Here is a 24,803-nt window from a genome sequence, read left to right as displayed (position 1 = left end):
GGAGGGGAGATGTCCGGCAGGACAGAGGGGGGCGCTGTCCCGCCGGCGTTCAAAAGGCATCCACAGTTGCAACGCTCGAAGGAGTGGCGAGGGCTTACTTCACCGCGCCTGCGGTCATGCCCATGATCAGATAGCGCTCCAGCGCGATGCCGATGACGGCGAGCGGCGTGATCGCGGCGGTGGCGAGTGCGGCCATCGACCACCAGTTGATGCCCTGCGAGCCGGTCTGGCTCGCAACCATGACGGGAATGGTCTTGGCGTCGGTCGAGGTCAGCAGTGCGGCGAAGAAATACTCGTTCCAGCACAGCACCATCGCCAGGATGAAGGCCGCGACCATGCCCGGCAGCGCGATCGGCATGACGATGCGGAAGAAGGCGCCCCAGATCGAAAGGCCGTCGACGAGGGCTGCTTCCTCCAGTTCGACCGGGATCGAGTTGAACTGGTCGCGCATGATCCAGATGACGATCGGCAGCACCATCAGCGTGTAGAGCAGGATCAGCCCGATGCGCGTGTCGAGCATGCCGACCTCCCGGTACAGCACGAGAAAGGGCAGGGCGAGCACCACCGGCGGCAGGATCAGCTGCGACAGGAAGAAGAAGGAGATGTCCTCGTTCTTGAACCAGGCGAAGTGATAGCGGTAGCGGGTGAGGCCGTAGGCGGCGAGGCTGCCGATGACGATGGCGAGGCTCGATGCGCCGACCGAGGTGATGACCGAATTCATGAAGCGCTTGATGAACTCGTCGCGCACCGTCGACGTCCGGAAGATCGCATCCGGCGACAGGCCGAGCGAGCGCCAGCCCTTCCAGTCCGGCCGGAAGTCGACGAACGGGATGAGATGGCCCTGGGTGACGTCGACCGCGGTCTTGAACGAGGTGGTTATCGTCCAGTAGATCGGGAACAGGCAGATGAAGGCCCAGAACACCAGCGCGCCATAGATGAAGACGCGGTTGGCGAAAAAGCTCGCCGGCGAGCGGATTTCGGAAGCGGCATAGTCGGTGGTCTGAACGCTCATCTGGCCGCCTGTCAATTGACGTTGCGCACGAAGCGGTTGGCGAATTTCAACAGCCACGTCACGAACACGATGATGATGATGAGGTAGGCCATCGCCAGCATGGTGCCGTAGCCGACATTCGAGCGATCGCGATACTCGCGGTAGATGAAGCTCGACACGGAATCGGTCGCGCCGCCCGGGCCGCCCGAGGTGACGGTGATGATGATGTCGGCAAGCTTCAGCTTGAAGATGATGCGCAGGATGATCGCCGTCACCGACACCGGCAGCATCAGCGGGAAGGTGACCTGCCAGAAGGTTTGCCAGGCATTGGCGCCGTCTACCCTGGCCGCCTCCAGCACCTCGCGCGACATCGCCTGAAGTCCGGCGAGCAGCATGATCATCATGAACGGGATGAATGTCCAGGCATCCAGCACCATGATCGAGATGCGGGCGGTGATCGGGTTTGAGAAGAAGGCGGGGTTTTCCCAGCCGAGCTGGCGCGCCAGCGTTGCGGCCGGCCCGAACCGGTATTCCATCAGCGATTTGCCGATCATCCACGATACTGCGACCGGCGACAGCATCAACGGCAGGAGGAAGACGACACGGAAGAATTTGCGCGCCCGGATCTGTGCGTTGAGCAGCAAGGCGAGGCCGAAGGCGATGACATATTCGACCAGCACCGCGAGCACATAGAGCACCATGTTGAACAGCGCGTTGCGGTAGTAGGGGTCGGCCAGCATCTGCCAGAAATTGTCGAGCCCGTTGAACTTCCGGCCGGAGAAGGAACTGAGGTTCCAGTCGGTCAGCGCGATGTAGAAGCCGAACAGCGTCGGAAAGATCACCATGGCGATGGTGAACAGCAGCGCCGGCAGCAGGAACAGCGCGCGCTGGCCGTCTTCGCCGCGCGTCAGCACCTGGCCGACGCCGAGCGCTATACCCCACAGCACATAGGCATAGACGACCGGCCGCCAGGTCTCGAAGCCGATGGTGTCGACCTCTGTCTTGTAAAGGATCTGAACTGCGATCACTGCCAGCAGGCCGAGCGTCGCAGCGGCCATCAACGCCCGGCCGAGCCGCTTGCGACCCGGCGATATCAGATCGGATGGAGCGGCGTTTGCCGGCCACGCACTGGTGGGCAAGGTCTGGTCAGCCACGCGTCTCGTCCGTTCACTGAAGGCTTTTATGACCGGCTTGCCGGTCAAGGTGCAGTCCGGCGGCTTTGCGTCGCCGGACCACGGTTCATTACAGTCTCAGCCTACATGCCGAGCGAGGCCTTGTAGAGCTTGATCTGGTTTTCGCGGCCGATCTGGTCGGTCAGCTTCTCCCAGGCGGCTGCGATGGCGTCGGCGCCTTCCTGCGCCGTCATCTTGCCGGCAAATGTGTTGGCCAGGATATCCTCGGCGGCACTGTAATATTGGAAGATGCCGGGGATGCGCGGCTCGATCGCCGCATTCGGGTGGTTGTAACTGTCGGCTTCCGACTTCAGATAGGAGCTGATGAACGCCTCGTCGTAGCCGGCCGCGACCCATTCCGGAATGTTGAAATGGCTGTTGCGGTAGGGCTGGAAGCCGGACGGATATGCCGCGCACCAGAGCGATAGGTCCTTGCCGCCGAGATGGGCAGCGGCAGACCAGGCCGCCTTCTTCTTCTTTTCATCCGAATCGACACGAGCCATGACGTAGACGCCCCAGCCGATATAGGCGCAGTTCGGCGCATGGTTCGGGCCGCTGGCGAGCTTTTCCCACTGGCCGGTCTTGGAGTTGTAGACATCGTCTGAGCCCGGCAGGATCGAGAAGCCGGTGACGTCGCCGACAACCGACGAGTCGTTGGTTTTAACGTTCGAGCCAGCGTCTCCCCACCAAACCAGCATCGAACCGGTGCCGCCCAGGAATTGTGAGAAACAGGTCTGGTTCGGGTCGGCATTGATTTGATCTTGCGGTTCGGAAGGCAGCGCGTCGATTACGTCCTGGATCGCCCGCACCCAGGCCGGGTTGTTGATGCGCGGTTTCATCGTATCCGGATCGAACAGCCAGGCCTTGTCATCGGGATGCTTGGCGTAAGCGCTGGCGCGACTGCCGAGGAAATAGAAGCCGAAGCCGCCCCAGGGCTTGGGCGCATCGAGATAGCCGAAGACGTCCTGGCCGTTCACTTGCTTGCCCTTGAGGAACTTGGTCACCGCCTGCACCTGCTGCCAGGTCTTCGGCACGCCCCATTCACCGCCACCGCCGCCGTCCTTCCATGCCTTGGCGAGGTCGGCATCGGCGAACACGTCGGTGCGGTAGTTGAAATTGTGCGCGTCGCCGTCGACGGTCACCCGGTACTGCTTGCCATCCCAGGTGCCGACCGGCGGCTTCAGATAGGCCACCAGGTCGTCCATATCGATCTGCGCCCTGACCCAGTCCGGCATTTCGGAGGTCAGTCCCTTGCCACAGACGTCGCCTTCGAACGGCGCGCCCATCTCGAGGATATCGAAGTCGATTGTGTTCGTGGCGATCGCCTGCTGCAGGCGCGGATTGTAGTCGGCCTGGGCGAGGTCGATCCAGTTGATCTTGGCGCCGGTATAAGTCTCCCACGGCTTCAGGAAGCCGCGAAACAGCACATTATGCAGGTTCTGGTTGTTGAGCCCCATGAAGGTGAGCTGGACGCCGGCGAATTCGCCTTCCTTAACGTTGGCCTTGGTCGCCTCCAGGCAAAGCTCGCCGACTTGCTGGAAGTCGGCATCGGTCGGCTGGCCCTTGCCGACACCAGGGATCTGCAGGATCTGCGCGCGCAATTCGCTTGCAGCGGAAGCCGGGCGCGTCAGCGCGCCAAGCCCGGCGCCGGATGCCGCTGCGATCGCGGCCATGCTGGCGGCGCCCTTGAGGACATCGCGGCGGGTGGCTCCCGCGCGGACAAGTTGGTTGTAAAGGCTGACTTTCATTTCGTTCCTCCCAGAATCTGAATGGTGGTTGTTCGGGTGTTTGGAGCGCGGGACCCCAACAACAGCGACTCCTGGAAATTGCGGCCCAAGGTTTCCTCCCGCGACGCTTCGATTTCCGTGGTCCGGACCAGAGTGCCGGCGGGCCCGGAACAGGGTCAAAACCCGAGCCCTTTCACTATTCTCACAACCAAGTGCCGTGTCAAACGAGAATGAGGTTTTTTATCTATAAAAGACTGACTTGCCCTCGCTGTTTGCGTTGTTTAGCTTCACCGCAACGAAAGGGGGGCCGATGGCTCAAGTCGCGATCAGCAATGTGGCCAAGGCGTTCGGAACCGTCAAGGTCCTGCACGGTGTCAGCGTCGACATCGCCGACGGGCAGTTCGTGGTGCTGGTCGGTCCCTCGGGGTGCGGCAAGTCCACGCTGCTCAGGATGGTGGCGGGGCTGGAGACCGTTTCCGGCGGCACGATCGCCATCGGCGACCGTGTCGTCAACCATCTGCCGCCGGCCAAGCGCGACATCGCGATGGTGTTCCAGAACTACGCGCTCTATCCGCACAAGACGGTCGAGCAGAACATGGCCTTTGCGCTGAAGCTGCGCAAGACCGATCCGGCTGATGTCGCCGAGCGGGTCAAGCGCGCCGCCGATATCCTCGATCTCAGCCCCTATCTCAAGCGCTATCCGCGCCAGCTCTCGGGCGGCCAGCGCCAGCGCGTCGCCATGGGCCGCGCCATCGTGCGCAACCCGCAGGTGTTCCTGTTCGACGAGCCGCTGTCGAACCTCGACGCCAAGCTGCGCGTCCAGATGCGCACCGAGATCAAGGAACTGCACCAGCGGCTGAAGACCACCACCATCTATGTCACCCACGACCAGATCGAGGCGATGACCATGGCCGACAAGATCGTCGTGATGCGCGACGGCCGCATCGAGCAGGTCGGCGCGCCGCTGGAACTGTTCGACCGGCCGGCCAATCTGTTCGTCGCCGGCTTCATCGGCTCGCCGTCGATGAACCTGCTCAAGGGCGTCGTGCGCAAGGGCGACAAACCCATCGTCGAGATCGCCGGGACGCCGTTCCCGATGGCTGCGAACAGCAAGGTGGAGGACGGGCGCAATGTCGTCTACGGCGTCCGGCCCGAGCATCTCGAAATCCACCCCGACGGCGTGCCGGCGAAGATTTCGGTGGTCGAGCCGACAGGTTCCGAAACGCTGGTGTTTCTGCGTTTCGGCGAGGGCGAGATGGTGGCGCTGTTTCGTGAGCGGCACGACTTCAAGCCGGGCGACACGCTGCATCTGAAACCCCGGCTCGACCAGGTCCATCTCTTCGACGCAGAGACCGGCAATCGCCTTTAAACACTTTGAATTGCGCATGATCTTATCCGAAAACCGACAACACTTCGGGATCATGCGCCAGGCTTCGCATCAAAAAAGCCCGTTCGGGAGGGAACTATGCTCAAAGGGATCAATCCGCTGCTCAATGCCGACGTACTCCAGGCGCTGCGGGCGATGGGCCATGGCGACGATTTGATCATCGCCGACACCAACTTCCCCTCCGATTCGGTGGCTCGCCAGACCGTGCTCGGCCGGCTGCTGCGCATCGATGCGCCAGCCGCTGACGTGGTCAAGGCGGTGCTGTCGCTCTATCCGCTGGACACTTTCGTCGACGATGCCGCCGCCCGCATGGAGATCGTCGGCAAGCCGGACGAGATTCCCGCCGTGCAGCAACAAGTGCAAAGCGAGATCGATGCGGCGGAGGGCAAGGCCTGGCCGATGATTTCGGTCGAGCGCTACGCCTTCTACGAACGTGCGAAAAAGGCCTATTGCGTCATCCAGACCGGCGAGCGCCGCTTCTATGGCTGTTTTGCCTTCCGCAAGGGCGTCGTGCCGCCGGACGCGGAGTAGCGGGATGCGGAGTAGCGGGATTCTGGGCAAGCCTGTCGTGATATTGGGCGTCTTCGTCGCCGACACCGCCTACCGCGCCGCGCGCCAGCCGCGCATGGGCGAGACGCTCCTCGGTACATCCTTCACCCTCGGCCCGGGCGGCAAGGGTTCCAACCAGGCGGTTGCGGCCGGCCGTCTCGGCGCCGACATCACTTTCCTGACGCGCCTTGGCGTCGATCCCTTTGCCGATATGGCCAGGCAGACCTGGACGCAGGCCGGGGTGAAGAGCGCCGTCATCGATACGCCGGAGAGTTATACGGGTGCGGCCTATATCTTCGTCGAGGAGACCAGCGGCAACAACGCCATCATCGTCAGTCCGGGTGCGGCCATGCTGATTTCCCCCGACGACATCGAAGCTAATGCCGGCCTGATCGGCTCGGCCGGCGTCTTCGTCACGCAGCTCGAGCAGCCGATCGAGGCGGCGATGCGGGCGCTGGAGATCGCGCGCCGGGCAGGGGTGACGACCATCCTCAATCCGGCGCCGGCGGCAAAGCTTCCTGACCGCATCTACACGCTCTGCGACTATGTCACGCCCAACGAGACCGAGGCCGAGGAACTGACCGGCATGAAGGTGTCCTCCATCGACGACGCCCGCCGCGCCGCCGATCGTTTGCTTGGAAAGGGCGTCGGCGCCGTCATCGTGACGCTCGGTGAACAAGGCGCGCTGTTGCACACGGCCAGCCGCTCCGACCATGTCGGCGCGATCAATGCCGGTCCCGTGATCGAGACCACCGGCGCCGGCGACGCCTTCAATGGCGGCCTGGCCGCAGCACTTGCGAGAGGCGTGGACCCGCTGCAAGCGGTCCGCTTCGCCTGCGCCGTCGCCGGCATCTCAGTCACCCGACCCGGCACGGCGCCGTCGATGCCGACGCTGCAAGAGGTCGAGGCGCTGCTCGCCAGGGGGTGAGGCCTTCGGTGACGCTGGCGATTAGTCACAGGCCACCATGCTTTCGTCATCCCAGGGTCTGCGCCGCGTCGCTTCGCTCCTTGCTTGCCCTGGGATGACGAAGTGAGAGGGTATTTCGGCTAGTCTCCCATGCTTGCGATTTGCCACTGACGGGAATTGTCGACGTTCGCTGCCGCGTCGGTTCCTGTCAAACTCACTGTGTCGAGATGACTGCGTTTCTCCGCGGTAGCGCGACGATTGCCTCGCTAGTCGGGACCAATATCCAGCGAACATCCACCAACGCGCCAGGAACCATGCGGGCAGCAGCGGGTTTGGCTTGGATGACGACATGTTCGGTCTCTCCAAAGGAGAATACGATGACATTAGCAAGCAAAACCACAGCAATTGCCGCGGCGTTGGCTATGCTGGCCTCGCCGGCGCTATCCCAGACGAGCCCACCTGCGCCCGCCGCACCTGCACAGGATCAAGGTTCACAGCCATCGCCAGGCGGGCCAACCGAAGACTCCATGCGCCAAACGATGCGTGAGATGATGACTGAGATGCTGGAGGAGAGAACGCAGGAGCATCGCCGCCCGCGAGCAGAACGACGAGGTGGCGACCGTTGGCATCGCGATTTCCGCAGGCCTGACGGGCGCCATATGGGGCGCGGGATGATGCATGGCGCACGGATGCGAATGATGTTCGCCATAGTCGACGCCGACGGCGATGGTGCGCTTTCTCAAATCGAGGTCCAGGATTTCATCGAGCGGATATTCAACGCCGTCGACGAGAACGGCGATGACAGCGTCGAAAGGGAGGAAATCCGATCCTTCTTCCACGGAGGTGCCGACGAAACGGGTGAATAATCCGCAGGTGGGACCGCTACAGGCGGTCCGCTTCGCGCGGTCGCCGGCATCTCGGTCACCCGACCCGGCACCGGGCCGTTCGATGCCGTCGCTACAAGAGGTCGAGGCATTGCTCGCCAAGGGCCGCGCAGCCTCGCCGGCGCTCTCGCCGACCACGGTGACATATTAGCCACAGTTAATGTGAATCGGCAAACCTATCTTGCGTCTTTGGCATAGGTGTCCCGTAATGGGTCACTGGGTCTGGCGCCGCAATTGCACGGTCAGCAATGCCGGGGGGCAACCTTGACCTTGCAATCGGGGGGGGTGATTGGGGGGGGCCCGCCGCTTCGCAAATGGAGCGGCGGGCTCTTTCACGGCACCACACCATCAGGAGCCGCCGACGGATGGAATTTTTTGCAATACTCGCGGAGCCGCTCTAGTCGCGAACGCCGGTCAATTCGCGGACCTCCGCCCGCAGCGCCTGTAACTCCGCCAGGATCATGGCCTGATCGCTGTGCAGCGTCGCCCTGTCGGCCGATTCTACGGCTTCATGCTCGGCCTCCATCGCCGAAACGATCACGCCGATGAACAGATTGAGCACGGTGAACGAGGTCGCGATGATGAACGGGATGAAGAACAGCCAGGCGGCCGGATAGACCTCCATGACCGGGCGCACCACGCCGTCCGACCAGCCTTCGAGAGTCATGACCTGGAAAAGCGTGAACAGCGATTTCGGTATGCCGCCGAACAGTTCGGGAAAGGACGCGCCGTAGAGTTTCGTCGCCATCACCGCAAAGACGTAGAACACCAGCCCGAGCAACAGCATGATCGAGCCCATGCCGGGCAAGGCGGTGATGAAGCCGGTGACGACGCGGCGCAGCGACGGAACGATGCTGATCAGGCGCAGGACCCGCAGGATGCGCAGCGCCCTCAGCACGGAGAGCGAACCGGTCGCGGGGATCAGCGCGAAACCGACGACGAAGAGGTCGAAGATGCGCCATGGATCGCGGAAGAAACGCGTCCTGTAGACGACCAGTCGGATCGCAAGTTCGACCACGAAGACGCCGAGGATCCCGCGGTCGATGGCCGTTAGAAGCGGGCCAAAAGCAGCAATCGCGTCGGGCGAGGTTTCGAGGCCGAGCGTGACGGCGTTGATCAGTATCAGGACCATGATCGCGAGGTCGAAGCGGCGCGATTCGATGAGCGATTTCAGGGCGTCCAAGGCTTGTTCTCCGTTAGAGCATCGGACCCGAAGAATGGGAACCGGGCCTGGGAAAATCCAATGCTCAAACGCATATGGCCGACTTGTGACGCACCGAATACAAAAGTTGAAACTCTCAGGAAACTGATAGCGAAACTATTTGTATTAGTAGTTCGGCACAGTGATTTTGACAGGTCGGGGGCCGATCGGCAGCTCCCGTCAGCGGGCCGATCTCAGTGGCAGCTCGCAAATTTTCGAGATTAGCCGAAGCACTCCGCACCTTCGTTCATCCTGGGGCGGAGCAAGGAGCGAAGCGACGTGGCGCAGACCCTGGGAGCCATGCCGTTGCCTCAGCGCGTCACGACGGTGCAGAACCTTTGATGGCAGAGCGAGGCGCCCCCCTCTGTCCTGCCGGACATCTCCCCCACATGGGAGGAGATTGGCCTTCATCACTGATTTCGCCAACTACCAGCCTTGCAAAAGGACGCTGCCCGCGAAGCTGCCAATCTCCCCCAAGTGGGGGAGATGTCCGGCAGGACAGAGGGGGGCGCGAAGGATCGCTACGGAGCGCTTTTATTCTGACCGCTGCATTCTTAGGCGGATGTCACAGAATGGATCCCAGGGTCTGCGCCGCGCCGCTTCCCCCTTGCTCGTCGGGACCAACATGCAGCGAACATCTACAAACGCGCCAGGAACCATGCGGGGGAGCAGCGGGTTTGGCTTGGATGCCTGGACGAATATTCGGGAAAGGAATTCGGAAATGGCTGGTCTCGTTGGCAAGTTTGTCGGGAAAACCCCGGCGCCTCGCAAGGGCATGGCTAGTCCCAGACTGAGTGAGAATGACTTCAAGGCAAGGTACAAGCAGCAATTCGTCGACCCAGCGTTCGAACCGCTCGCCCAGTCGATTGAGCAAATCGCTTCGATCGCCTGGCAGGCTTATGCGGATTCCCGCAAGAGCCCGATCACGAGGAAAGCCGGTCCTGAGTTCAGCGACCCCGACTACGATCTGTCCGTCGATTGGATTGCGGCGCACGAATCGGTGCGACAGGCGCAGCGTCGGCACGAGGATCTAGCGGTGCCGCCGCGTCTATTGATCATCAACGGGTCGTCGCGCAGCGAGCACACCTGTCCCGGCGAAATGTCGAAGAGTTTCCGGCTCGCCGAAATCGCCCGTGAGACCATCGACAAGGAAACGAAACTTGCGGTCGAAATTCTCGATCTGTCGCGACTCGCTTCCGAATACGGGAGGAACATCCATCCCTGCAAGGCGTGCTTTTCGACGGCCGCTCCACTCTGCCATTGGCCCTGTTCCTGCTATCCCAACCATTCGCTTGGGCAAGTTCAGGACTGGATGAACGAAATCTACCCAATGTGGGTCGCCGCCCATGGGATCATGATCATCACGCCGGTGAATTGGTATCAGGTTTCCTCGCCTGTCAAACTGATGATGGACAGGCTTGTCTGCGCTGACGGTGGGAATCCAGACCCCTCGCTGACTCAAGGCAAGGATGCGGCAAAGGCAAAAGAGGTAGAACTGGCCGGGTGGGACTATCCGCGTCATCTGGCGGGCAGGCTGTTTTCTGTGATCGTGCACGGCGATGTCGAAGGTGCGGAGAATGTGCGGCATTCCATCGCTGACTGGCTGCGCTTCATGAAGTTGTCGCCGGCCGGCCCCAGCGCCGAGCTCGACCGCTACATCGGTTATTGGAAGCCGTACGCCACAAGTCATGATGAACTCGATGCCGACGAGACAATCCAGGAAGAAGTTCGCAACGCCGCCCGCTCGCTCGCCGAAGCCGTCGTCGAACGTCGGGCGGGCCGTTTCCGTCAGATCGGCATCGGCCTGGAAGACCCGCGGGAAAAATAGGCGACCCGATCAGCGAAGCACGGAATCCCGCAATTCCGCACGGAACCGAGCCCGAGCTTAGTCAGCGAACGTGCCGGGCATCGGCTTACGGAGTTGGGGTGCCAAGGTCGACCCAAATATCTGAATTGCCGGTCCGGCATTTTCATTTCCAATCAGCTAAGTGATTGAAAATGGCGCGAGTGACGGGGCTCGAACCCGCGACCTCCGGCGTGACAGGCCGGCACTCTAACCAACTGAGCTACACCCGCGCAAGACGAGCACGGTCAGCCGTGTTCGTCGTTGGGGCGGTGGATAAGGCGTAAGCCACCGGGTGTCAAGCGGAGCGCGACAGCATAACAGCAAACAGGAGAAGGTTTTTTGACAAGCCGAATTTCGTTGCCGAAAACGATCAACGGTGAGGGCATCGTGCGCTCATTTGGCCTTGCGGACCCCGTCCTAACTGCTTAAAGGTCCGGCCCGGAGCGGGCGATTAGCTCAGTTGGCAGAGCGCTTCGTTTACACCGAAGATGTCGGCGGTTCGAGCCCGTCATCGCCCACCACGTAACCGTTTGGATAGTCTTGTTCGCTGATCGGCTCGCTTGCAAGGTCGACTTCGTCGATGTGACTAATTGCACCAACGATGCCAGGCCTCGTTATTTTCGACGGCGCGTATGAAGAATAACAGGCGCTCGCTGACTTCGGGCAGACTGAGCGCTTTTGGTTTCCGCACGTTTGTCGGGTTAGATCGGGGCGGCTCGGGATTGCAAAATCCATCGAGCGAACAAGCGATCTGTGACGGACCGACTGAGCCGGCCACGGGCGGCAACGCGACTGCGCCGCCGTTGCTCGAACAAAAGTTGCGTTTAGCGTTGAAATATACTTCTCTATCTGGACGAGATAATAAATCTAAAAAAGTACCTTTGTTTATTAATTATTGTTAACCATGTGTTATTCGAGGTTATCCGGTTAACGCTTGAGGAAACTATTAAGGTTATGTTTCGTACCTCACCGATATATGAGTCATAGCAAATGTGCGGATTCGGGGGCTATTTCGGTTCGATCCGGGATGCGGAAGCTTTGCTTGCGCGCATGATAGCTACGATCGCCCATCGCGGGCCGGACGAGCAAGGGACGTTTGTAGCAGCCGACGCCGGGCTCGGGCATGCGCGGCTGTCGGTGATCGGGATCGGCGATGGCCAGCAGCCGATGTCCGACGTGTCAGGCAATTTGACGATTGCGTTCAACGGCGAGATTTTCAACTACCTCGAACTGCGCGAAGGGCTGATCGCCAAGGGCCGGCGCTTCCGCACGTCGAGCGACACCGAGGTCATCCTGCACCTGTATGACGAGATGGGCGAAGACTGCCTGTCGCTTCTGAACGGCGATTTCGCCTTGGCGATATGGGATCACAGGCGCCGGCGCATGGTGCTTGCCCGAGACCGCATGGGGGTGCGGCCGCTGTTCTACACGAACAGGGACGGCGTGCTTTACTTCGCGTCGGAGATCAAGGCCCTGCTGCAGGTTCCCGGCGTCTCGGCCGACATCGATCCGATCGCACTCGACCAGATCTTTACGCTGTGGGCGCCGATCGCTCCCCGCACGGCTTTCCGCAACATCCACGAGCTGGAGCCGGCAAGCGTGATGATCGCGACACAGGGGCAGGTCACGGTCAAGCGCTATTGGCACCTCGACTATCCGCGTCGGGACGCGCCGTCGAAGCTCACGAATGAGGACGATGCGGCCGAGGAACTCCAGGCGCTTTTGGCCGATGCGGTGAGGCTTCGCATGCGCGCCGACGTACCGGTCGGTTCTTATCTTTCGGGCGGGCTGGATTCATCCCTGGTTTCGGCGCTTGCCGCCGGGATGACCCCTCTCCAGCTGCAGACATTTTCGGTGACGTTCGACAGCGCCGAGCACGACGAGAGCGCCTTCCAGACCGAGATGGCTTCAGCCCTTGGCGCCCGGCATCGAACCATTGCCTGCCAGGCCGGCGATATCGCCGGCGTCTTCCCCGAAGTCATCCGCTTTGCCGAGCGGCCGATCCTCCGCACAGCCCCCGCACCTCTCTATCAGTTGTCCGGCCTCGTTCGCCAGGCCGGCTTGAAAGTGGTGCTGACCGGCGAGGGCGCCGACGAGGTTTTTGCCGGCTACGATATCTTCAGGGAAGCGCGTGTTCGCCGGTTCTGCGGACGGCAGCCGGCATCGCGCATGAGGCCAAACCTGTTCCGCAGGCTTTATCCCTATCTGCCGGGCCTGCAGCAGCAGTCCGTGGAGTATCTGGCTGCGTTCTTCGGCGCCGGCAACACTGCGCTCGACGATCTGCTGTTCTCGCATCGGCCGCGCTTCAAGACCACGGCCGCGGCGAAGATTTTCTTTTCCGGTGACCTGCGCGCGACGTTGAAGGGCTATGATGCGGCCGAGGAACTGGTCAGCCGGTTGCCCCAGGCTTTTCCCCTGTGGCACCCGCTGCATCAGGCGCAATATCTTGAAAGCAGCTTCCTCCTGCCGGGTTACATCCTCTCCAGTCAAGGCGATCGGATGGCCATGGCGCATGGTATCGAAGGGCGGTTTCCCTACCTCGACCATCGCCTGGTGGAATTTGCCGCAAGACTTCCGCCGGAAATGAAGCTGAAGGGACTGGTGGAAAAGCACATATTGCGCAAAGTCGCCAGGCATCTGCTTCCCAGCGCGATCCGGGAGCGTAGCAAACAGCCTTACCGGGCTCCGGAAGCCCGCTCCTTCGTTGGAGCCGGTGAACTGGACTATATCAGCGACTGCCTGAGTGAAGCGAGCATCACTGCCGGCGGACTGTTCAACGCCAAGGCGGTGGCGAAGCTTCATGAGAAATGCCGCACGCAGCCAGCGTCCGGGTTCCGCGACAACGCCGCCTTCGTCGGCATTTTATCGACGCAACTGTGGCAGAAAATTTTCACCGGCCAAGAAGCCAGTGCGGCACGAGCGGCCTGAGAAATGCAGGGAAGGAAAAAATGATGATTACAATCAAGGACAAGGTCAGAGCCTTTATCGTCGACAACTTCCTGTTCGGCGACACGTCTTACGAACTGGCAGATACCGCCTCGCTGATCGAGAACGACATCATCGACTCGACCGCCGTGGTGGAACTCGTGGCGTTCATTGAGGACAATTTCGGTATTGCGATGGTCGATTCCGACATCGTGCCGTCCAACCTGGATTCGGTCGACCGTATTTCATCATTCATCAAGGCGAAAGCAGGAACGCCGACAGTCTAGAGCATTTTGCAGCCAAGTGGAAACACTTGGCGCCGCAGAATTGCGGCTAAAACAAATAGATAGAGCGCGATGCCCGAGTTCGATTTGAACGCATCCCGCTCTAGCGCAATCGGCGAGGAGCGTCCGTGCGGATCGAACATTTTCTGGCCGCGAATGCCGCTGCCCATCCCGCCAAGACGGCATTGATCACCAAGCATAAAAGGCTGAGCTACGAAGAATTGGACGATCTCTCGAGCCGCCTTGCCGCTGCCCTTTTGGCGAACGGCGTCAGGCGCGATGATCGGGTCGTCGTTTTCATGGACAATTGCTGGGAGGCCGCTGTTTCGATCTTCGCCGTCCTCAAGGCAGGGGCGACCTTCAGTCCGGTCAACCCATCCACCAAGGCCGACAAGCTTGCCTACATCATCGCCGATTGTGGCGCTGCGGCGATCCTCACGCAAGCAAAGCTGATGCCGGTGGTCGCCGAAGCCTGCGGCGGCAACACCGGCATCTTCGTGGCTTCGAGCGTGGGCGCCGATGGCCGATGCCCGATGGGGGCTGCATCCCTGGCCGACTGTTTGACGCTCGAAGCCGGGAGGATCGACCACCGCGGCATCGACGTCGATCTGGCGATGTTGATCTACACGTCGGGCTCAACGGGCCGGCCCAAGGGCGTGATGATGACGCACCGCAATTGCGACGCGGCGGCGGACTCCATCACCACCTATCTGCGCAACACGTCCGACGACATCATTCTGAATGTCCTTCCTCTTGCCTTCGACTATGGCCTTTATCAATTGCTGATGGCTGTCAGGCTCGGCGCCACGCTCGTGCTCGAAAAATCGTTCGCCTTTCCTCAGGCGATCTTTGAGCGTATCCGCGAGGAAGGCGTCACCGGTCTTCCGCTGGTGCCGACGATGGCAGCGATGATCCTGCAGATGCGTGACCTGGAACCGGGCTTCCTGCCCAGCCTTCGCTATATTTCCAATACGGCGGCGGCCTTGCCGCAGCCTCACATAGAACGCCTGCAGTTCCTTTTTCCCGGTGTCAGGCTCTATTCGATGTATGGCCTGACGGAATGCAAGCGCTGCACCTACTTGCCGCCCGAGGAGCTCGACCGTCGGCCGGGATCAGTCGGCATAGCCATTCCGAACACCGAAGCCTTCGTCGTCGACGACAACGGGCAGAGAGTGCCACCAGGTGTGGCGGGTGAACTGGTCATTCGCGGACCGCACGTCATGCTGGGTTATTGGCGCAACGAAGCTGCGACCGAACGAGCGCTGCGACCAGGCCCGAACCATTGGGAGAAGGTCCTCTACACCGGCGATCTGTTCAGGGCCGATGAGGATGGCTTTCTCTATTTCGTCGGCCGCAAGGACGACATCATAAAGACGCGCGGAGAGAAGGTGGCGCCGAAGGAAGTGGAAGCCGTGCTTCACGCCCATCCCGGCATCGCGGAAGCCGTTGTCGTCGGCGTGCCGGATCCGCTGCTCGGGCATGCGATCGGCGCGCTCGTCATACGCTCGGACCCGAAGCTCAGCGAAAAGGATGTCATGCGCCACTGCGCCCGTCACCTCGAGGACTTCATGGTGCCCAAAATCATCGAATTCCCTTTGGAATTGCCGAAGACGGATACGGGCAAGGTCAGCCGCCGGCTTGCGTCGGAGATGATGGAGGCCGCGCAATGAGCGTTCGCCCCGGCGATGACGCGCAGACCATTCTGGCGCAGGCTCTGGCGATCGCCCCTGCAGCCGAAACGGACCGTATCGTAACGGCCTTGCGCCAGCAGTTGCGCGGCATTCGCAAGCGTGGCCTCGTGCTCGGTCTTTCCGGCGGGATCGATTCCAGCGTTTCGGTGGCGTTGGCCGCGCGAGCCGTCGGGCCACAGAATGTACTCTGCCTCTTCATGCCGGAAAACGATTCCGATCCGGAAAGTCTGCGGCTGGGCCGCCTTGTCGCCGGCACTTTCGGTGTCGAGGCAATTGTGGAGGATATCGGGCCGACCCTGCGCGCCATGGGCTGCTATCAGCGTCGCGACGCTTTCATCCGCGAGTTGGTCCCGGAATACGGCGAAGGCTGGGCCTCCAAGATCGTGATTGCGAACGCGCTCGAGCATGAGGGCTACAATATTTCGTCGCTGGTGGTGCAGGACCCCAAGGGCAAGCAGACCAAACTAAGAATGCCGCTCCCAATCTATCTCGGCATCGTCGCTGCCACCAACATGAAACAGCGCACCCGCAAACAGATCGAATATTTTCATGCCGACCGGCTGAACTTCGCCGTTCTTGGAACGCCCAACCGGCTGGAATACGATCAGGGCTTCTTCGTCAAGAACGGTGACGGCGCGGCGGACGTCAAGCCGATCGCGCACCTCTACAAAACGCAGGTCTACGCGCTGGCGGCCTATCTCGGCGTCCCCGAGGAAATCCGCAATCGGCCGCCGACCACCGATACCTACTCGCTGGCGCAGACGCAGGAGGAGTTCTACTTCTCGCTTCCCTATGACCGCATGGATCTTTGCCTTTGCGGCCTCAATAACGGCGTGGCGGCTGAAGTGGTGGGGCAGGCGGCGGGACTAGACGCCTCGCAAGTGGAACGCGTCTGGGCCGACATCGCCGCCAAGCGCAAGGCGACGCGCTATCTGCACCTGCGTCCGCAACTTGTCGATGAGGTCGAGGAAGTCGGGACCTGAACTGGCTCTCCAGCCTCGCCACGGCGAGCGCTTGAGGGTGACCGATGTTCCGCCCCACTCGGGTTCGCCTTGCGCTCTGGTGAGAGGCTGGCGGACCGGAATGCGGTAGGCCAGTCGGACGGAATCGACGGTGCTGGACTAGTTGCCGTGGACAAGGCTTAATGCTGCGCGGCGAGATTGCCGGGGGCGATTATGAGATCACCGCAGCACATGACTGATGGCGGCGATGTTCTCGATGCTGTCGTCGTCGGGGCCGGCTGGGCCGGCTTGGGTGTCAGCTATTGGCTGGCGCGACGGGGCCTGCGCCACAGCGTATTGGAGCGGGGCCGCATAGGAGAGACCTGGCGCACACAGCGATGGGATTTATTTCGGATGAATACTCCCAACGTGCAGACCGTCATGCCGGGCGATTGCTGTGACGGTCCGGATCCGGATGGTGCCCTGACGCGCGATCAGTTCGTCACTCTCCTTGAGGATTTCGCCGGGCGCAACGCGCTGCCGATCGAACCGGATACTGCGGTAAGCGAACTCACGCACGAGAATGGCGCCTATCGGCTGACCACCTCACACGGCACGCTTTGGGCGCGCAATGTGATCGTCGCAAGCGGCAGCCTGAATTGTCCGGTGCGCCCGGTCTGGGCCGCCGCGTTGTCGCCAGCTCTCCGCCAGATCGACGCTTCCGGCTACCGCAGCGCTGCCGATCTGCCCGATGGAGCGGTGCTGGTGGTCGGAAGCTGCCAATCTGGTGCTCAGATCGCGGAGGAATTGGCAGACGCGGGTCGAACGGTCTTCCTTGCGACCAGTCGTGTCGGACGGCTTCCACGGCGCTACCGGGGTCGCGACATCATGGTCTGGCTGCTCGAAAGCGGGTTTCTCGACGTGCGCCGGGAGGAGGTCATTCGACTTGCGGGACGCATCCCGCCGCGTGGCGTGCTCGGGTCGGTGCACACGATAAGCCTTCAAGCGCTCAGCACCCGAGGTGTCGTGCTGCTTGGGCGTCTCACCGGCATCGAGGATGGCGGCGGCCTCTCGTTTGCCGACGATCTCGAAGCGAATGTCCGCTTTGCGGATGAAGCCTCCGAAAATGTCAAACGCCATGTCGACGACTATATCAGCCGCATGGGGATCGATGCACCCGTTGCGGAGCCCGACCCGGCGGAGACGGTCGCGATGCGTCAGCCGAACCCGACGATCGGTTCGCTCGATCTCTCCCGCTCCGGCGTAACGAGCGTGGTGTGGTGCACGGGCTTTAAGGGCGATTTCAGTTGGATGAGGGTTCCCGGTGCGCTCGACAGCGCTGGACAGCCTGTTCACGCGGATGGCGTGGCCGCCCTGCCGGGCCTTTACTTCGCAGGGCTAGACTTCGCCTCCACACGCAAGTCAGGCATCATCTTGGTGATCGCCGAGGAAGCACCTCGCCTTGTCGAACATATCGCAGGGCATTCGTGACCGCCTTTGGCATAGTCAAGAAGCTCCTGACAGTCAGGGCCGGGAGATCGTCAGCCACCGCCTTGCGCCGCCGGCAAAGGCCTCCAACGATCAACCAATAACTTCACTCCCGCACGACTGAATGCTTCAGGTGAAGCGGCCGCCGATCAGCCGGCTCCACTGCTCGCCCGCAAGCCCGTTCAGGAAAGCTTGCGAGTTCTTGATGGCATTCAAGAGCTCTGGATCGCGCGAATGCACCACGGTCGAGGCGACGGTCAGGAAAGCGATGCGTCGCCCAAGCATTGCTTCCAGAAGTGCGGGTTGAATGCGTCCGCGCAGGCCGCTGACGCCGCGCGCGGCAGCATCATCGATCAGGCAGTCGATGACGGAACCCGCTTGGCCGGGGAGGGCGAGGATCTGCAGCACGCGACCGATTGCACCCGCCCGTGCGTGATAGGCGAATGCGCCGACATTGGTGCCGACCGGCGATGCCACGGCAACATAGACAAGCTCGCCCAGATCCGGCCTTTGTGCCGCATCGGTCAGCATATGATCAAGCTGGCCTTCCGCCCAACTCGGGCGCAGGGCGAACTGGGCAGTCAACGGATCGACGAGCCTGGCAAATGCGTCGCTGTCGATTTGCGATGTTCGAAAGGCTCCGTGGCCTGCCCCGTCCGCTGCCACGCCGGACCAGCGTCGTTCGCTGGAGTTTATTCGGCTGCAATAAAATCGGTCGAGGGCATGGGCAGACGGATTGAGCATTCGGGCAAGCTTCATGCGACTGGCGGAAAGGCCGAGCACAAAGCTGGCCGGCCGCATCACACGTACCCAGTCGAGACTGTATTGCGGCAGGACAACGCCGCGCAGCCGGGTCCACAATTTTGTGGAAATGTCGTTGGCGGTCTCGCTGAAGGAGATATCCTGCGGGCCATCCAAATAAGCCTTCAACAATCGGGCGCCGGCCATCGGGTCGCGCTCATGATCCTCGACCATGAGCGAGCCGCAGATGGCGGCACGTAATTGTCGGCTGTTGAATTGCATCGGCAACACGTGAACGCCGACAAACCCCGAGACGCGGCCGGCGTCGTTGACGTGGACAAGCGAGCGGAGATCGCCTCCGCAACCCGGCGCCTCCAGATAAAACCGTCTCATATAGTCGATGAGCGAGGCCGGCGCTTCGGTTCGCTCTTTGCGCAGCACGCGTTGGAACATGCCTGCGACTGCCGGAAGATCGGCACCTTCCAGGGCGCGAACGACGCTCAAGCCTGGCTCCTGGCATCGGAACCCTGGCCGCCGAACGTCAGCTGTTGGCAGCACTGCAATCTCCAGTTGCACTCGCTCAAGTTGCCGGAAGGAGAGCTATGATGCTGCGGCAAGGTAGGCCCTTAGCTTGATCATGAAAACGAGCGCCGTTGCTGTTACCAACTTCGGGTAAACCGATGTTGAAGCATTGGTAGCGGATCGAGCTTTATCGGGCGCAGCTTTGTTTCGTCGGCGCCGCCGCACGTCTGGCGAAACCGGCGCCGAAAGATCATGGCGGAAGCAGCCGGAAGTCCTTGCCTTCTGGGAGCAGCTGCCCGCCGTCGACGATGATGGTCGTGCCGGTGATGTAGCTGGCGTCGTCGGAGGCCAGGAACAGGAAGGCATTGGCCACGTCGCGTGGGCTGCCGAGGCGGCCGAGCGGGATGGAGTCCTCCATGTTCTTTATGTAGGCGGCGCCGCGATGCAGCTGGATGGCTTCGGTGAGGATGTTGCCGGGCTCGACGCCGTTGACGGTGATGCCATAGGCCGAAAATTCGAGGGCGGCTGAACGGATCAGGCCGTTGATGCCGGCCTTGGTCGCCGAATAGTGGCCGTGACCGGGGCTGGTAACGTGCGGGCCGGTAATCGAGGAGGTGAACAGCATGCGGCCAAAGTGCTGCGCCTTCATCGGAACGAGCGCCGCACGGGCGGCATTGAAGCTGCCGCGCAAATTGACCGCCATGACACGGTCCCAGTCCTCAGGGCTGGTGTTTTCCAGCAACTGCCAGGGATAGATGCCGGCATTCTGGACCATGATGTCGAGACGGCCGTGACGTTCGAGCGCCAGCGCAACAGCGGCCTCGGCATCGGGCATCTGCGAGATGTCGGTGCGGATGAAGGCAGCGCCGACTTGGTCAGCGGCCGCTTGTCCGGCCTCGACTTCGGTATCGGCCAGGACCAGCTTCGCGCCCTCTTCGGCAAAGCGTTGTGCGATGCCCTTGCCGATGCCGCGGGCACTGCCGACGATCAGCGCGACCTTGTCCGAAAGTCTTCCGATCCCTGGACGCCCGATCATGCCAGCCTCTGGCGGATGGTTTGCTTGAAAGCGTCGAGCAGCACCGCGGCAAGCACCAGCAGGCCGTGGATCACCTGGGTGAAGTTGGCCGGCAGGCCCATGAGGTTGATCGCCGTGTTGATGGCCGACAGCAACAGCACGCCGGCATAGACGCCGGGCAGGGTGCCGACGCCGCCCTTCAGGCTGACACCGCCGATGACGACGGCGGCGAAGGCGTTGAACAGCAGGCCGACGCCGAGATTGGCGGTGGCGCCGGAGGTGCGGATCGCCAGCAGCCAGCCGGCAAGGCCGGCGATAGCGCCAGCGAGAACGAAGGCGATGACGAGGTTGCGGTTGACGCGGATGCCGGCGCGGAAGGTTGCGGTCTCGTTCCCGCCGATCATGATCAGGTGCCTGCCGAAGGGCGTCTTGGCCATGATCAGCGAGAAGACGACGAAACACGCAATCGCGATCCAGGCGGTGAGCGGCAGGCCAAGAAGGCGCTGAATGCCGAACCAGCGGATTGCCGGCGCAAGGTCCTGTGCCGAGCGGCCGCCGGAAATGACCAGTACGAGGCCGCGCACCCAGATGTAGGACGCCAGCGTGATGATGAAGGCACTCATCTTCACCTTGACGACCAGGTAGCCGTTGATGGCGCCGATGATGCCGCCGACAGCAAGGGCGATCAGCAGCGAAACCGGAACCATCAGCCATTCCGGGTGCAATTGTACGCCAAGGCCGATACCCGCCGAGCAGAACAGGATGCCGACCGCCATGGCACTGAGCGCCGCCACCGATTCGACCGACAGGTCCATGTGACCGGTGATGATGACCAGCGCCAGGCCGATCGACATGACGCCAAGCACGCTCGACGCCTCGATGATGTTGGCGAAGATGCCGAGCTGGAAATAGTTCGGAATGGCGATGGAGAAGACCACCAGCACGAAGACCAGCATGAACCAGACGAGGTTGTCGAGGACGAACTCGAGGGCGCGGCGCGTGCGGGGATTCATGTGTTGATCCGGCTGGCGCATTGATTCTCGGAAAGGATCATGCGCGGATTGAAAATTGCTGCAGCTTGCCTTGCGCGTGCATTCGAACGCGCCGGTCGAGCTCCGGGCCAGCGTGGCCCGAAGCCCTGGGCGACCTTTTATTCGATCGGCTTCACGGTGCCCGAGGGCGGCTTCAGATTGCCCCAGAAGGCCGGGTTGTCGACGTTTTCCTTGGTGATCGCAGCGCCGGGGATTTTTATATTCGGTCCCCAGGCTTCAATGGTCACAGTCGACTTCAGGCCGAGCACGTCGTACTCGCCCGGCTTGATCTCCTGCTTGTTGACGACCTTGTCCATGAACATGGCGACGGCGGCGGCCTGAGCGTAGAGCGGCTGCTCGACTTCGACGTTGAGCCAGCCCTTGCGGATCAGGTCGAGGCCGACCGGCGCACCGTTCGAGCTCATCAGCATGACGTCGCCCGGCTTCTTGCCGGCGGCCTCGAGCGAGGCGACGGCAGCGACCGAGAGATGGGCGGCGTGGCTGAAGATCAGATCGATGTCCGGGTTGGCGAGTATCTGGTCGTTGACGATGGTTCCGGCTGCATCCGCCGCCCATTGCATGGCCGGCACCGAGATGATCTTGACGTCCGGGAACGCTTTCATCTTCTCCTCGAAACCCTTCTGGATGTCGAGCGTGTAGGGGTCGCCAGGATCGCCAAGCACCTGGAGGATCTTGCCTTTCACCGATCCGTGCTTCGCCTTCAAGAGCTTCTCGGCCTGGTCGGCGGCAATCTGGCCGATCTCGACCGTTCCCGCCACCGACGTGAAATCGGATGGTGTCGAGGTGATTTGGCGATCGAACTCGACAACCGGGATGCCGGCGGCGCGAGCGGCTTCGATGGACGGCTTCAACGCATTGAAATCGACGGCGGCGAGAATGATCGCCGACGGCTTGAGCGCAATGACGTCGTTCATTTGCGATTGCTGAGCGTCGGTCTTGTTATCGGCGTTCAGCGTCTTCATCTCGTAGCCGACCTGCTTCAGGAACATCTCCAGAGCGCTCACCGAGCCGGTCTGGAATTCGTCGAGCAATGTCGGCACCAGGTAATAGACGGTGCCCTTGGACTGGGCGAATGCCGGCGTGAGCGTGGCAAAGGCCAGTGCCAGGATACCGAAGACGGAAAGAAGTATTTTCTTCATGTCGTTCGCTCCTCTTGCGCCGGACCCCTCATTTGTCCCTCAGCCTGCCGGTCCGGCACCGGCGAGCGTCTCTCCGGTGATCATGTCGATCACCGCGTCGGGACTTGTTTTGTTGCGCGCGACATCGCCGGCCACGACGCCTTGCCGGATCACCACGATCCGGTCGGCGACCTGGAAGGCCTGTTGCATGATATGGGTGATGATGACAACGCCGATACCTTGCCTCGCCACCTGGCGGATCATGTCGAGGCCGCGCCGCGTCTGCTCGACACCGAGTGCTGCGAACGGCTCGTCGAGAAGCACGAGCTTGCCGCCAAAATGCACGAATCGATTGAGCTCGATGGCCTGCCGCTGGCCGCCCGAGAGGTGCTCGACATTGGTCCTGAGGGAAGGGATGCGCGTGCCGGCGCTGGCCAAAGCCTTTTCGACCACCTGCTCCATGGCGGGTTCGTCGAGCACGGGAACGCCAAGAAATTTCCTGGTGATCTCGCGGCCCATGAAGAAATTGGCCACCACGTCGACATTGGTGCAGAGCGAGAGGTCCTGGTAGACGGTCTCGATCCCAGCGGCCTTGGCCTCGGCGGGAGATTTGGCGAGAAATTCCTTGCCCTCGAACAGCATGCGACCGGAGGTCGGCTCCAGGCCGCCGGCGATGATCTTGACCAGCGTCGATTTGCCGGCGCCATTGTCGCCCAAAAGCGCCACGACCTCGCCCTTGCCGATCGAGAAGCTGATGCCCTTGAGCGCTTCGATCGCGCCATAGTTCTTGGTCACATTGTCGAGCACCAGCAGAGGTTCGCTCATGCCGCGATCCCCTTGCCTTGCAGTATATCTCGCCCGCGTTCGCGCTCGGCGGTGAATATCTGGCCGAAGCGTGGCGAAAGCACCCCTGAGACGGCAAGCGCCGCGGCCCCGCGCAACACCGCATGCTGGCCGCCGCGCGCGACGGTGACACGCGGCGCCGTGCGGTCGTTTCGCGCCGAGATCGAGTTGGGAAGCTTGGCAACCGAACCGGCCAGCCCTTCAAGCAAATCTGTGGACGCCAGTCCGCCGAGGATGATGGTTTCGGGATCGAACAGGTTCTCGATGATGGTGATGGCGTTGCGGAAGATCGGCCCGACTTCATCAACCCAATCGGCCTCGCTGATGTTCCGGCGCCGCAGCGCTTCGAGCGAGAGGTATCTTTCGAGGCAGCCGCGATTGCCGCAGGGGCACGGCTCGCCACCCGGCACGACAGGGATGTGTCCGATTTCGCCGGCATTTCCCCAGGCGCCGCGCAACGCGCTTCCGTCATGCACCATGACGCCGCCAAGACCGACACTGAAATAGAGATAGTAGTATTCGGAATACCCCGTCCCGAGGCCGTACAGGCGCTCGCCCATTGCCGCGGCCGCCATGTCGGTCTCAAAAAACGCGGGCAGCCCGGTGGAGGCCTCCAGCCGTTCCCGAAGCGCCACGTCCTTCCAGCCGGTCATCGTCGTCGGGCCGATAAAGCTCATCGACTCGACGCCGAAAGGGCCGGGCAGCGCCATGCCGATGCCGAGAACGCGACCGCCCGGCCGCAGTCCGGTCAATTCAAGCACCATAGCGCCGATCAGATCGAAGGCATGGTCGGGCGTTGCGTTGGCGGCCTCGCGGTAGGCGCTCTCGATTACGTCTCCGCTCAAATTGATCAGCGCCGCATGGATACCCAGCGGGGTGACGTGGATGCCGACGGCATAGCCGCCCTCCGGGTTGATCCGCAGGGTCGCCGGAGGCAGGCCTCGCCCGCGCGGCTCTTCGCGCATCGATAGAACGTAGCCGTGTTCTTCCAGCTCGCGAACGATGGTCGATACCGTTTGAACGGTGAGCCCGACCCGCCGGGCGATGTCGCCGCGCGCGATCGGGCCGTGGAGGCGGATGGATTCGAGGACGATGCGCCTGTTGTAGGGCCGCCCAAATTCCTGATTGGTCCCCCGCAGTGCCATGTCTTGCGTCCCTGGGAGACAAGAGGTTCGCACCAAAGAATTATTCAGTCAAATGGAATTCAAAAAGACTTCGCGCGCGATCCTGGCTGATCCGCGTTCCTTCGCGCCCCCCTCTGTCCTGCCGGACATCTCCCCCACAAGTGGGGAGATCGGCAGCTTCGCCGGTGGCGCTCTTCTTGCGGTGGAGATTGGCGAAAGCCGCCGTGAGCACGATCTCCCCCCCAAGTGGGGGAGATGTCCAGCAGGACAGAGGGGGGCGCTGTCCCATAGGCGCTAACTTAGGGCACGAGCGTTATCCTTGCTGCGGCGGATTGGCTTTTTCGTCGCCTCGGTGGATCGCAGACGTGGCGAATGATTTCGGCAAAGCGCGCCAC

20 protein-coding genes and 2 tRNA genes are annotated in these 24,803 nt (G+C 61.9%); 11 read left to right on the top strand and 11 right to left on the bottom strand.

The features are described 5' to 3' along the window. Positions 1 to 94: 94 nt before the first annotated feature. The 3 genes from NMG70_RS12830 to NMG70_RS12820 all read right to left on the bottom strand — a co-directional run bounded on the left by NMG70_RS12830 (position 95) and on the right by NMG70_RS12820 (position 3,911). Positions 95 to 1,012 carry a carbohydrate ABC transporter permease gene (locus NMG70_RS12830; protein WP_077371690.1) on the bottom strand — a complete coding sequence of 306 codons (918 nt, stop codon included), beginning with the start codon at positions 1,010 to 1,012 and terminating at the stop codon, positions 95 to 97. 11 nt (positions 1,013 to 1,023) lie between these two features. Continuing rightward, on the bottom strand, positions 1,024 to 2,145 hold the full coding sequence (locus NMG70_RS12825) for a carbohydrate ABC transporter permease (protein ID WP_254024865.1): 1,122 nt from the start codon (positions 2,143 to 2,145) through the stop codon (positions 1,024 to 1,026). 101 nt (positions 2,146 to 2,246) lie between these two features. Then, positions 2,247 to 3,911 carry an ABC transporter substrate-binding protein gene (locus tag NMG70_RS12820; RefSeq protein WP_254024864.1) on the bottom strand — a complete coding sequence of 555 codons (1,665 nt, stop codon included), beginning with the start codon at positions 3,909 to 3,911 and terminating at the stop codon, positions 2,247 to 2,249. 289 nt (positions 3,912 to 4,200) lie between these two features. Between NMG70_RS12820 and NMG70_RS12815 the strand changes: the two genes are divergently transcribed. From NMG70_RS12815 to NMG70_RS12800, 4 genes are all read left to right on the top strand, one after another. Continuing rightward, on the top strand, positions 4,201 to 5,259 hold the full coding sequence (locus NMG70_RS12815) for an ABC transporter ATP-binding protein (protein WP_254024863.1): 1,059 nt from the start codon (positions 4,201 to 4,203) through the stop codon (positions 5,257 to 5,259). A 96-nt stretch (positions 5,260 to 5,355) separates the two neighbouring features. After that, positions 5,356 to 5,808 (top strand): RbsD/FucU family protein, encoded by a 453-nt coding sequence (locus tag NMG70_RS12810; protein ID WP_254024862.1) that lies wholly within the window; start codon positions 5,356 to 5,358, stop codon positions 5,806 to 5,808. Between the two features lie 4 nt (positions 5,809 to 5,812). Continuing rightward, positions 5,813 to 6,754: a ribokinase gene (gene rbsK / locus NMG70_RS12805; protein WP_254024861.1), complete on the top strand. Its 942-nt coding sequence runs from the start codon at positions 5,813 to 5,815 to the stop codon at positions 6,752 to 6,754. 293 nt (positions 6,755 to 7,047) lie between these two features. After that, positions 7,048 to 7,599 (top strand): EF-hand domain-containing protein, encoded by a 552-nt coding sequence (locus tag NMG70_RS12800; protein WP_436798380.1) that lies wholly within the window; start codon positions 7,048 to 7,050, stop codon positions 7,597 to 7,599. A gap of 415 nt (positions 7,600 to 8,014) precedes the next feature. Here the strand turns inward: NMG70_RS12800 and NMG70_RS12795 are convergent, their stop codons facing one another. Further along, entirely contained in the window at positions 8,015 to 8,800 is a 786-nt protein-coding gene (locus tag NMG70_RS12795; RefSeq protein ID WP_254024859.1) for an ion transporter, read from the bottom strand. Between the two features lie 739 nt (positions 8,801 to 9,539). On the opposite strand from NMG70_RS12795, the gene NMG70_RS12790 reads away from it, so the two are divergent. Beyond that, the gene (locus NMG70_RS12790; RefSeq protein WP_254025126.1) at positions 9,540 to 10,646 is read left to right on the top strand and encodes a flavodoxin family protein; all 1,107 of its coding nucleotides are present in this window, start codon (positions 9,540 to 9,542) and stop codon (positions 10,644 to 10,646) included. Between the two features lie 171 nt (positions 10,647 to 10,817). On the opposite strand, the gene NMG70_RS12785 is transcribed toward NMG70_RS12790, so the two are convergent. Continuing rightward, a tRNA-Asp gene (locus NMG70_RS12785) sits at positions 10,818 to 10,894 on the bottom strand. A gap of 215 nt (positions 10,895 to 11,109) precedes the next feature. Between NMG70_RS12785 and NMG70_RS12780 the strand changes: the two genes are divergently transcribed. The 6 genes from NMG70_RS12780 to NMG70_RS12755 all read left to right on the top strand — a co-directional run bounded on the left by NMG70_RS12780 (position 11,110) and on the right by NMG70_RS12755 (position 17,996). Beyond that, a tRNA-Val gene (locus NMG70_RS12780) sits at positions 11,110 to 11,185 on the top strand. Positions 11,186 to 11,654: 469 nt separating this feature from the next. Then, entirely contained in the window at positions 11,655 to 13,592 is a 1,938-nt protein-coding gene (gene asnB, locus NMG70_RS12775) for an asparagine synthase (glutamine-hydrolyzing) (RefSeq protein ID WP_254024858.1), read from the top strand. Between the two features lie 20 nt (positions 13,593 to 13,612). Beyond that, a complete protein-coding gene (locus NMG70_RS12770; RefSeq protein WP_254024857.1) occupies positions 13,613 to 13,876 on the top strand; it encodes an acyl carrier protein in 264 nt (87 codons plus the stop codon). Positions 13,877 to 14,001: 125 nt separating this feature from the next. Continuing rightward, entirely contained in the window at positions 14,002 to 15,543 is a 1,542-nt protein-coding gene (locus NMG70_RS12765; RefSeq protein ID WP_254024856.1) for a class I adenylate-forming enzyme family protein, read from the top strand. Next, positions 15,540 to 16,547, top strand: a complete 1,008-nt coding sequence (gene nadE, locus NMG70_RS12760) for an NAD(+) synthase (RefSeq protein ID WP_254024855.1) — start codon at positions 15,540 to 15,542, stop codon at positions 16,545 to 16,547. Before NMG70_RS12765 ends, nadE begins: the two co-directional genes overlap by 4 nt. A gap of 192 nt (positions 16,548 to 16,739) precedes the next feature. Next, positions 16,740 to 17,996 carry a flavin-containing monooxygenase gene (locus tag NMG70_RS12755; protein ID WP_367185527.1) on the top strand — a complete coding sequence of 419 codons (1,257 nt, stop codon included), beginning with the start codon at positions 16,740 to 16,742 and terminating at the stop codon, positions 17,994 to 17,996. Between the two features lie 126 nt (positions 17,997 to 18,122). Here the strand turns inward: NMG70_RS12755 and NMG70_RS12750 are convergent, their stop codons facing one another. The 6 genes from NMG70_RS12750 to NMG70_RS12725 form a co-directional block, all read right to left on the bottom strand. Beyond that, the gene (locus tag NMG70_RS12750; RefSeq protein ID WP_254024854.1) at positions 18,123 to 19,238 is read right to left on the bottom strand and encodes a hypothetical protein; all 1,116 of its coding nucleotides are present in this window, start codon (positions 19,236 to 19,238) and stop codon (positions 18,123 to 18,125) included. Positions 19,239 to 19,506: 268 nt separating this feature from the next. Further along, positions 19,507 to 20,292, bottom strand: a complete 786-nt coding sequence (locus NMG70_RS12745; RefSeq protein WP_254024853.1) for an SDR family oxidoreductase — start codon at positions 20,290 to 20,292, stop codon at positions 19,507 to 19,509. Continuing rightward, on the bottom strand, positions 20,289 to 21,284 hold the full coding sequence (locus NMG70_RS12740) for an ABC transporter permease (RefSeq protein WP_254024852.1): 996 nt from the start codon (positions 21,282 to 21,284) through the stop codon (positions 20,289 to 20,291). Before NMG70_RS12740 ends, NMG70_RS12745 begins: the two co-directional genes overlap by 4 nt. A 137-nt stretch (positions 21,285 to 21,421) precedes the next feature. After that, entirely contained in the window at positions 21,422 to 22,462 is a 1,041-nt protein-coding gene (locus tag NMG70_RS12735; protein WP_254024851.1) for a sugar ABC transporter substrate-binding protein, read from the bottom strand. A gap of 39 nt (positions 22,463 to 22,501) precedes the next feature. Next, on the bottom strand, positions 22,502 to 23,266 hold the full coding sequence (locus NMG70_RS12730) for an ATP-binding cassette domain-containing protein (protein ID WP_254024850.1): 765 nt from the start codon (positions 23,264 to 23,266) through the stop codon (positions 22,502 to 22,504). Then, positions 23,263 to 24,429, bottom strand: a complete 1,167-nt coding sequence (locus tag NMG70_RS12725) for an ROK family transcriptional regulator (protein ID WP_254024849.1) — start codon at positions 24,427 to 24,429, stop codon at positions 23,263 to 23,265. The genes NMG70_RS12730 and NMG70_RS12725 overlap by 4 nt, the downstream gene beginning before the upstream one ends. Positions 24,430 to 24,803 lie beyond the last annotated feature (374 nt).

Origin of the sequence: Mesorhizobium ventifaucium (genome assembly GCF_935822925.1) — a bacterium.
GTDB classification, from domain to species: Bacteria; Pseudomonadota; Alphaproteobacteria; order Rhizobiales; family Rhizobiaceae; genus Mesorhizobium; species Mesorhizobium ventifaucium.
This window is presented reverse-complemented; position numbering and strand designations above follow the sequence as displayed.

Bases quoted from the DNA above. Each gene is read 5' to 3' on its own strand.
- nadE (WP_254024855.1), top strand. From the start codon at position 15,540: ATGAGCGTTCGCCCCGGCGATGACGCGCAGACCATTCTGGCGCAGGCT.
- NMG70_RS12770 (WP_254024857.1), top strand. From the start codon at position 13,613: ATGATGATTACAATCAAGGACAAGGTCAGAGCCTTTATCGTCGACAAC.
- NMG70_RS12810 (WP_254024862.1), top strand. From the start codon at position 5,356: ATGCTCAAAGGGATCAATCCGCTGCTCAATGCCGACGTACTCCAGGCG.
- NMG70_RS12725 (WP_254024849.1), bottom strand. From the start codon at position 24,429: ATGGCACTGCGGGGGACCAATCAGGAATTTGGGCGGCCCTACAACAGG.
- NMG70_RS12790 (WP_254025126.1), top strand. From the start codon at position 9,540: ATGGCTGGTCTCGTTGGCAAGTTTGTCGGGAAAACCCCGGCGCCTCGC.
- asnB (WP_254024858.1), top strand. From the start codon at position 11,655: ATGTGCGGATTCGGGGGCTATTTCGGTTCGATCCGGGATGCGGAAGCT.
- NMG70_RS12820 (WP_254024864.1), bottom strand. From the start codon at position 3,911: ATGAAAGTCAGCCTTTACAACCAACTTGTCCGCGCGGGAGCCACCCGC.
- NMG70_RS12830 (WP_077371690.1), bottom strand. From the start codon at position 1,012: ATGAGCGTTCAGACCACCGACTATGCCGCTTCCGAAATCCGCTCGCCG.
- rbsK (WP_254024861.1), top strand. From the start codon at position 5,813: ATGCGGAGTAGCGGGATTCTGGGCAAGCCTGTCGTGATATTGGGCGTC.
- NMG70_RS12815 (WP_254024863.1), top strand. From the start codon at position 4,201: ATGGCTCAAGTCGCGATCAGCAATGTGGCCAAGGCGTTCGGAACCGTC.
- NMG70_RS12800 (WP_436798380.1), top strand. From the start codon at position 7,048: ATGCGGGCAGCAGCGGGTTTGGCTTGGATGACGACATGTTCGGTCTCT.
- NMG70_RS12755 (WP_367185527.1), top strand. From the start codon at position 16,740: ATGAGATCACCGCAGCACATGACTGATGGCGGCGATGTTCTCGATGCT.
- NMG70_RS12730 (WP_254024850.1), bottom strand. From the start codon at position 23,266: ATGAGCGAACCTCTGCTGGTGCTCGACAATGTGACCAAGAACTATGGC.
- NMG70_RS12740 (WP_254024852.1), bottom strand. From the start codon at position 21,284: ATGAATCCCCGCACGCGCCGCGCCCTCGAGTTCGTCCTCGACAACCTC.
- NMG70_RS12735 (WP_254024851.1), bottom strand. From the start codon at position 22,462: ATGAAGAAAATACTTCTTTCCGTCTTCGGTATCCTGGCACTGGCCTTT.
- NMG70_RS12745 (WP_254024853.1), bottom strand. From the start codon at position 20,292: ATGATCGGGCGTCCAGGGATCGGAAGACTTTCGGACAAGGTCGCGCTG.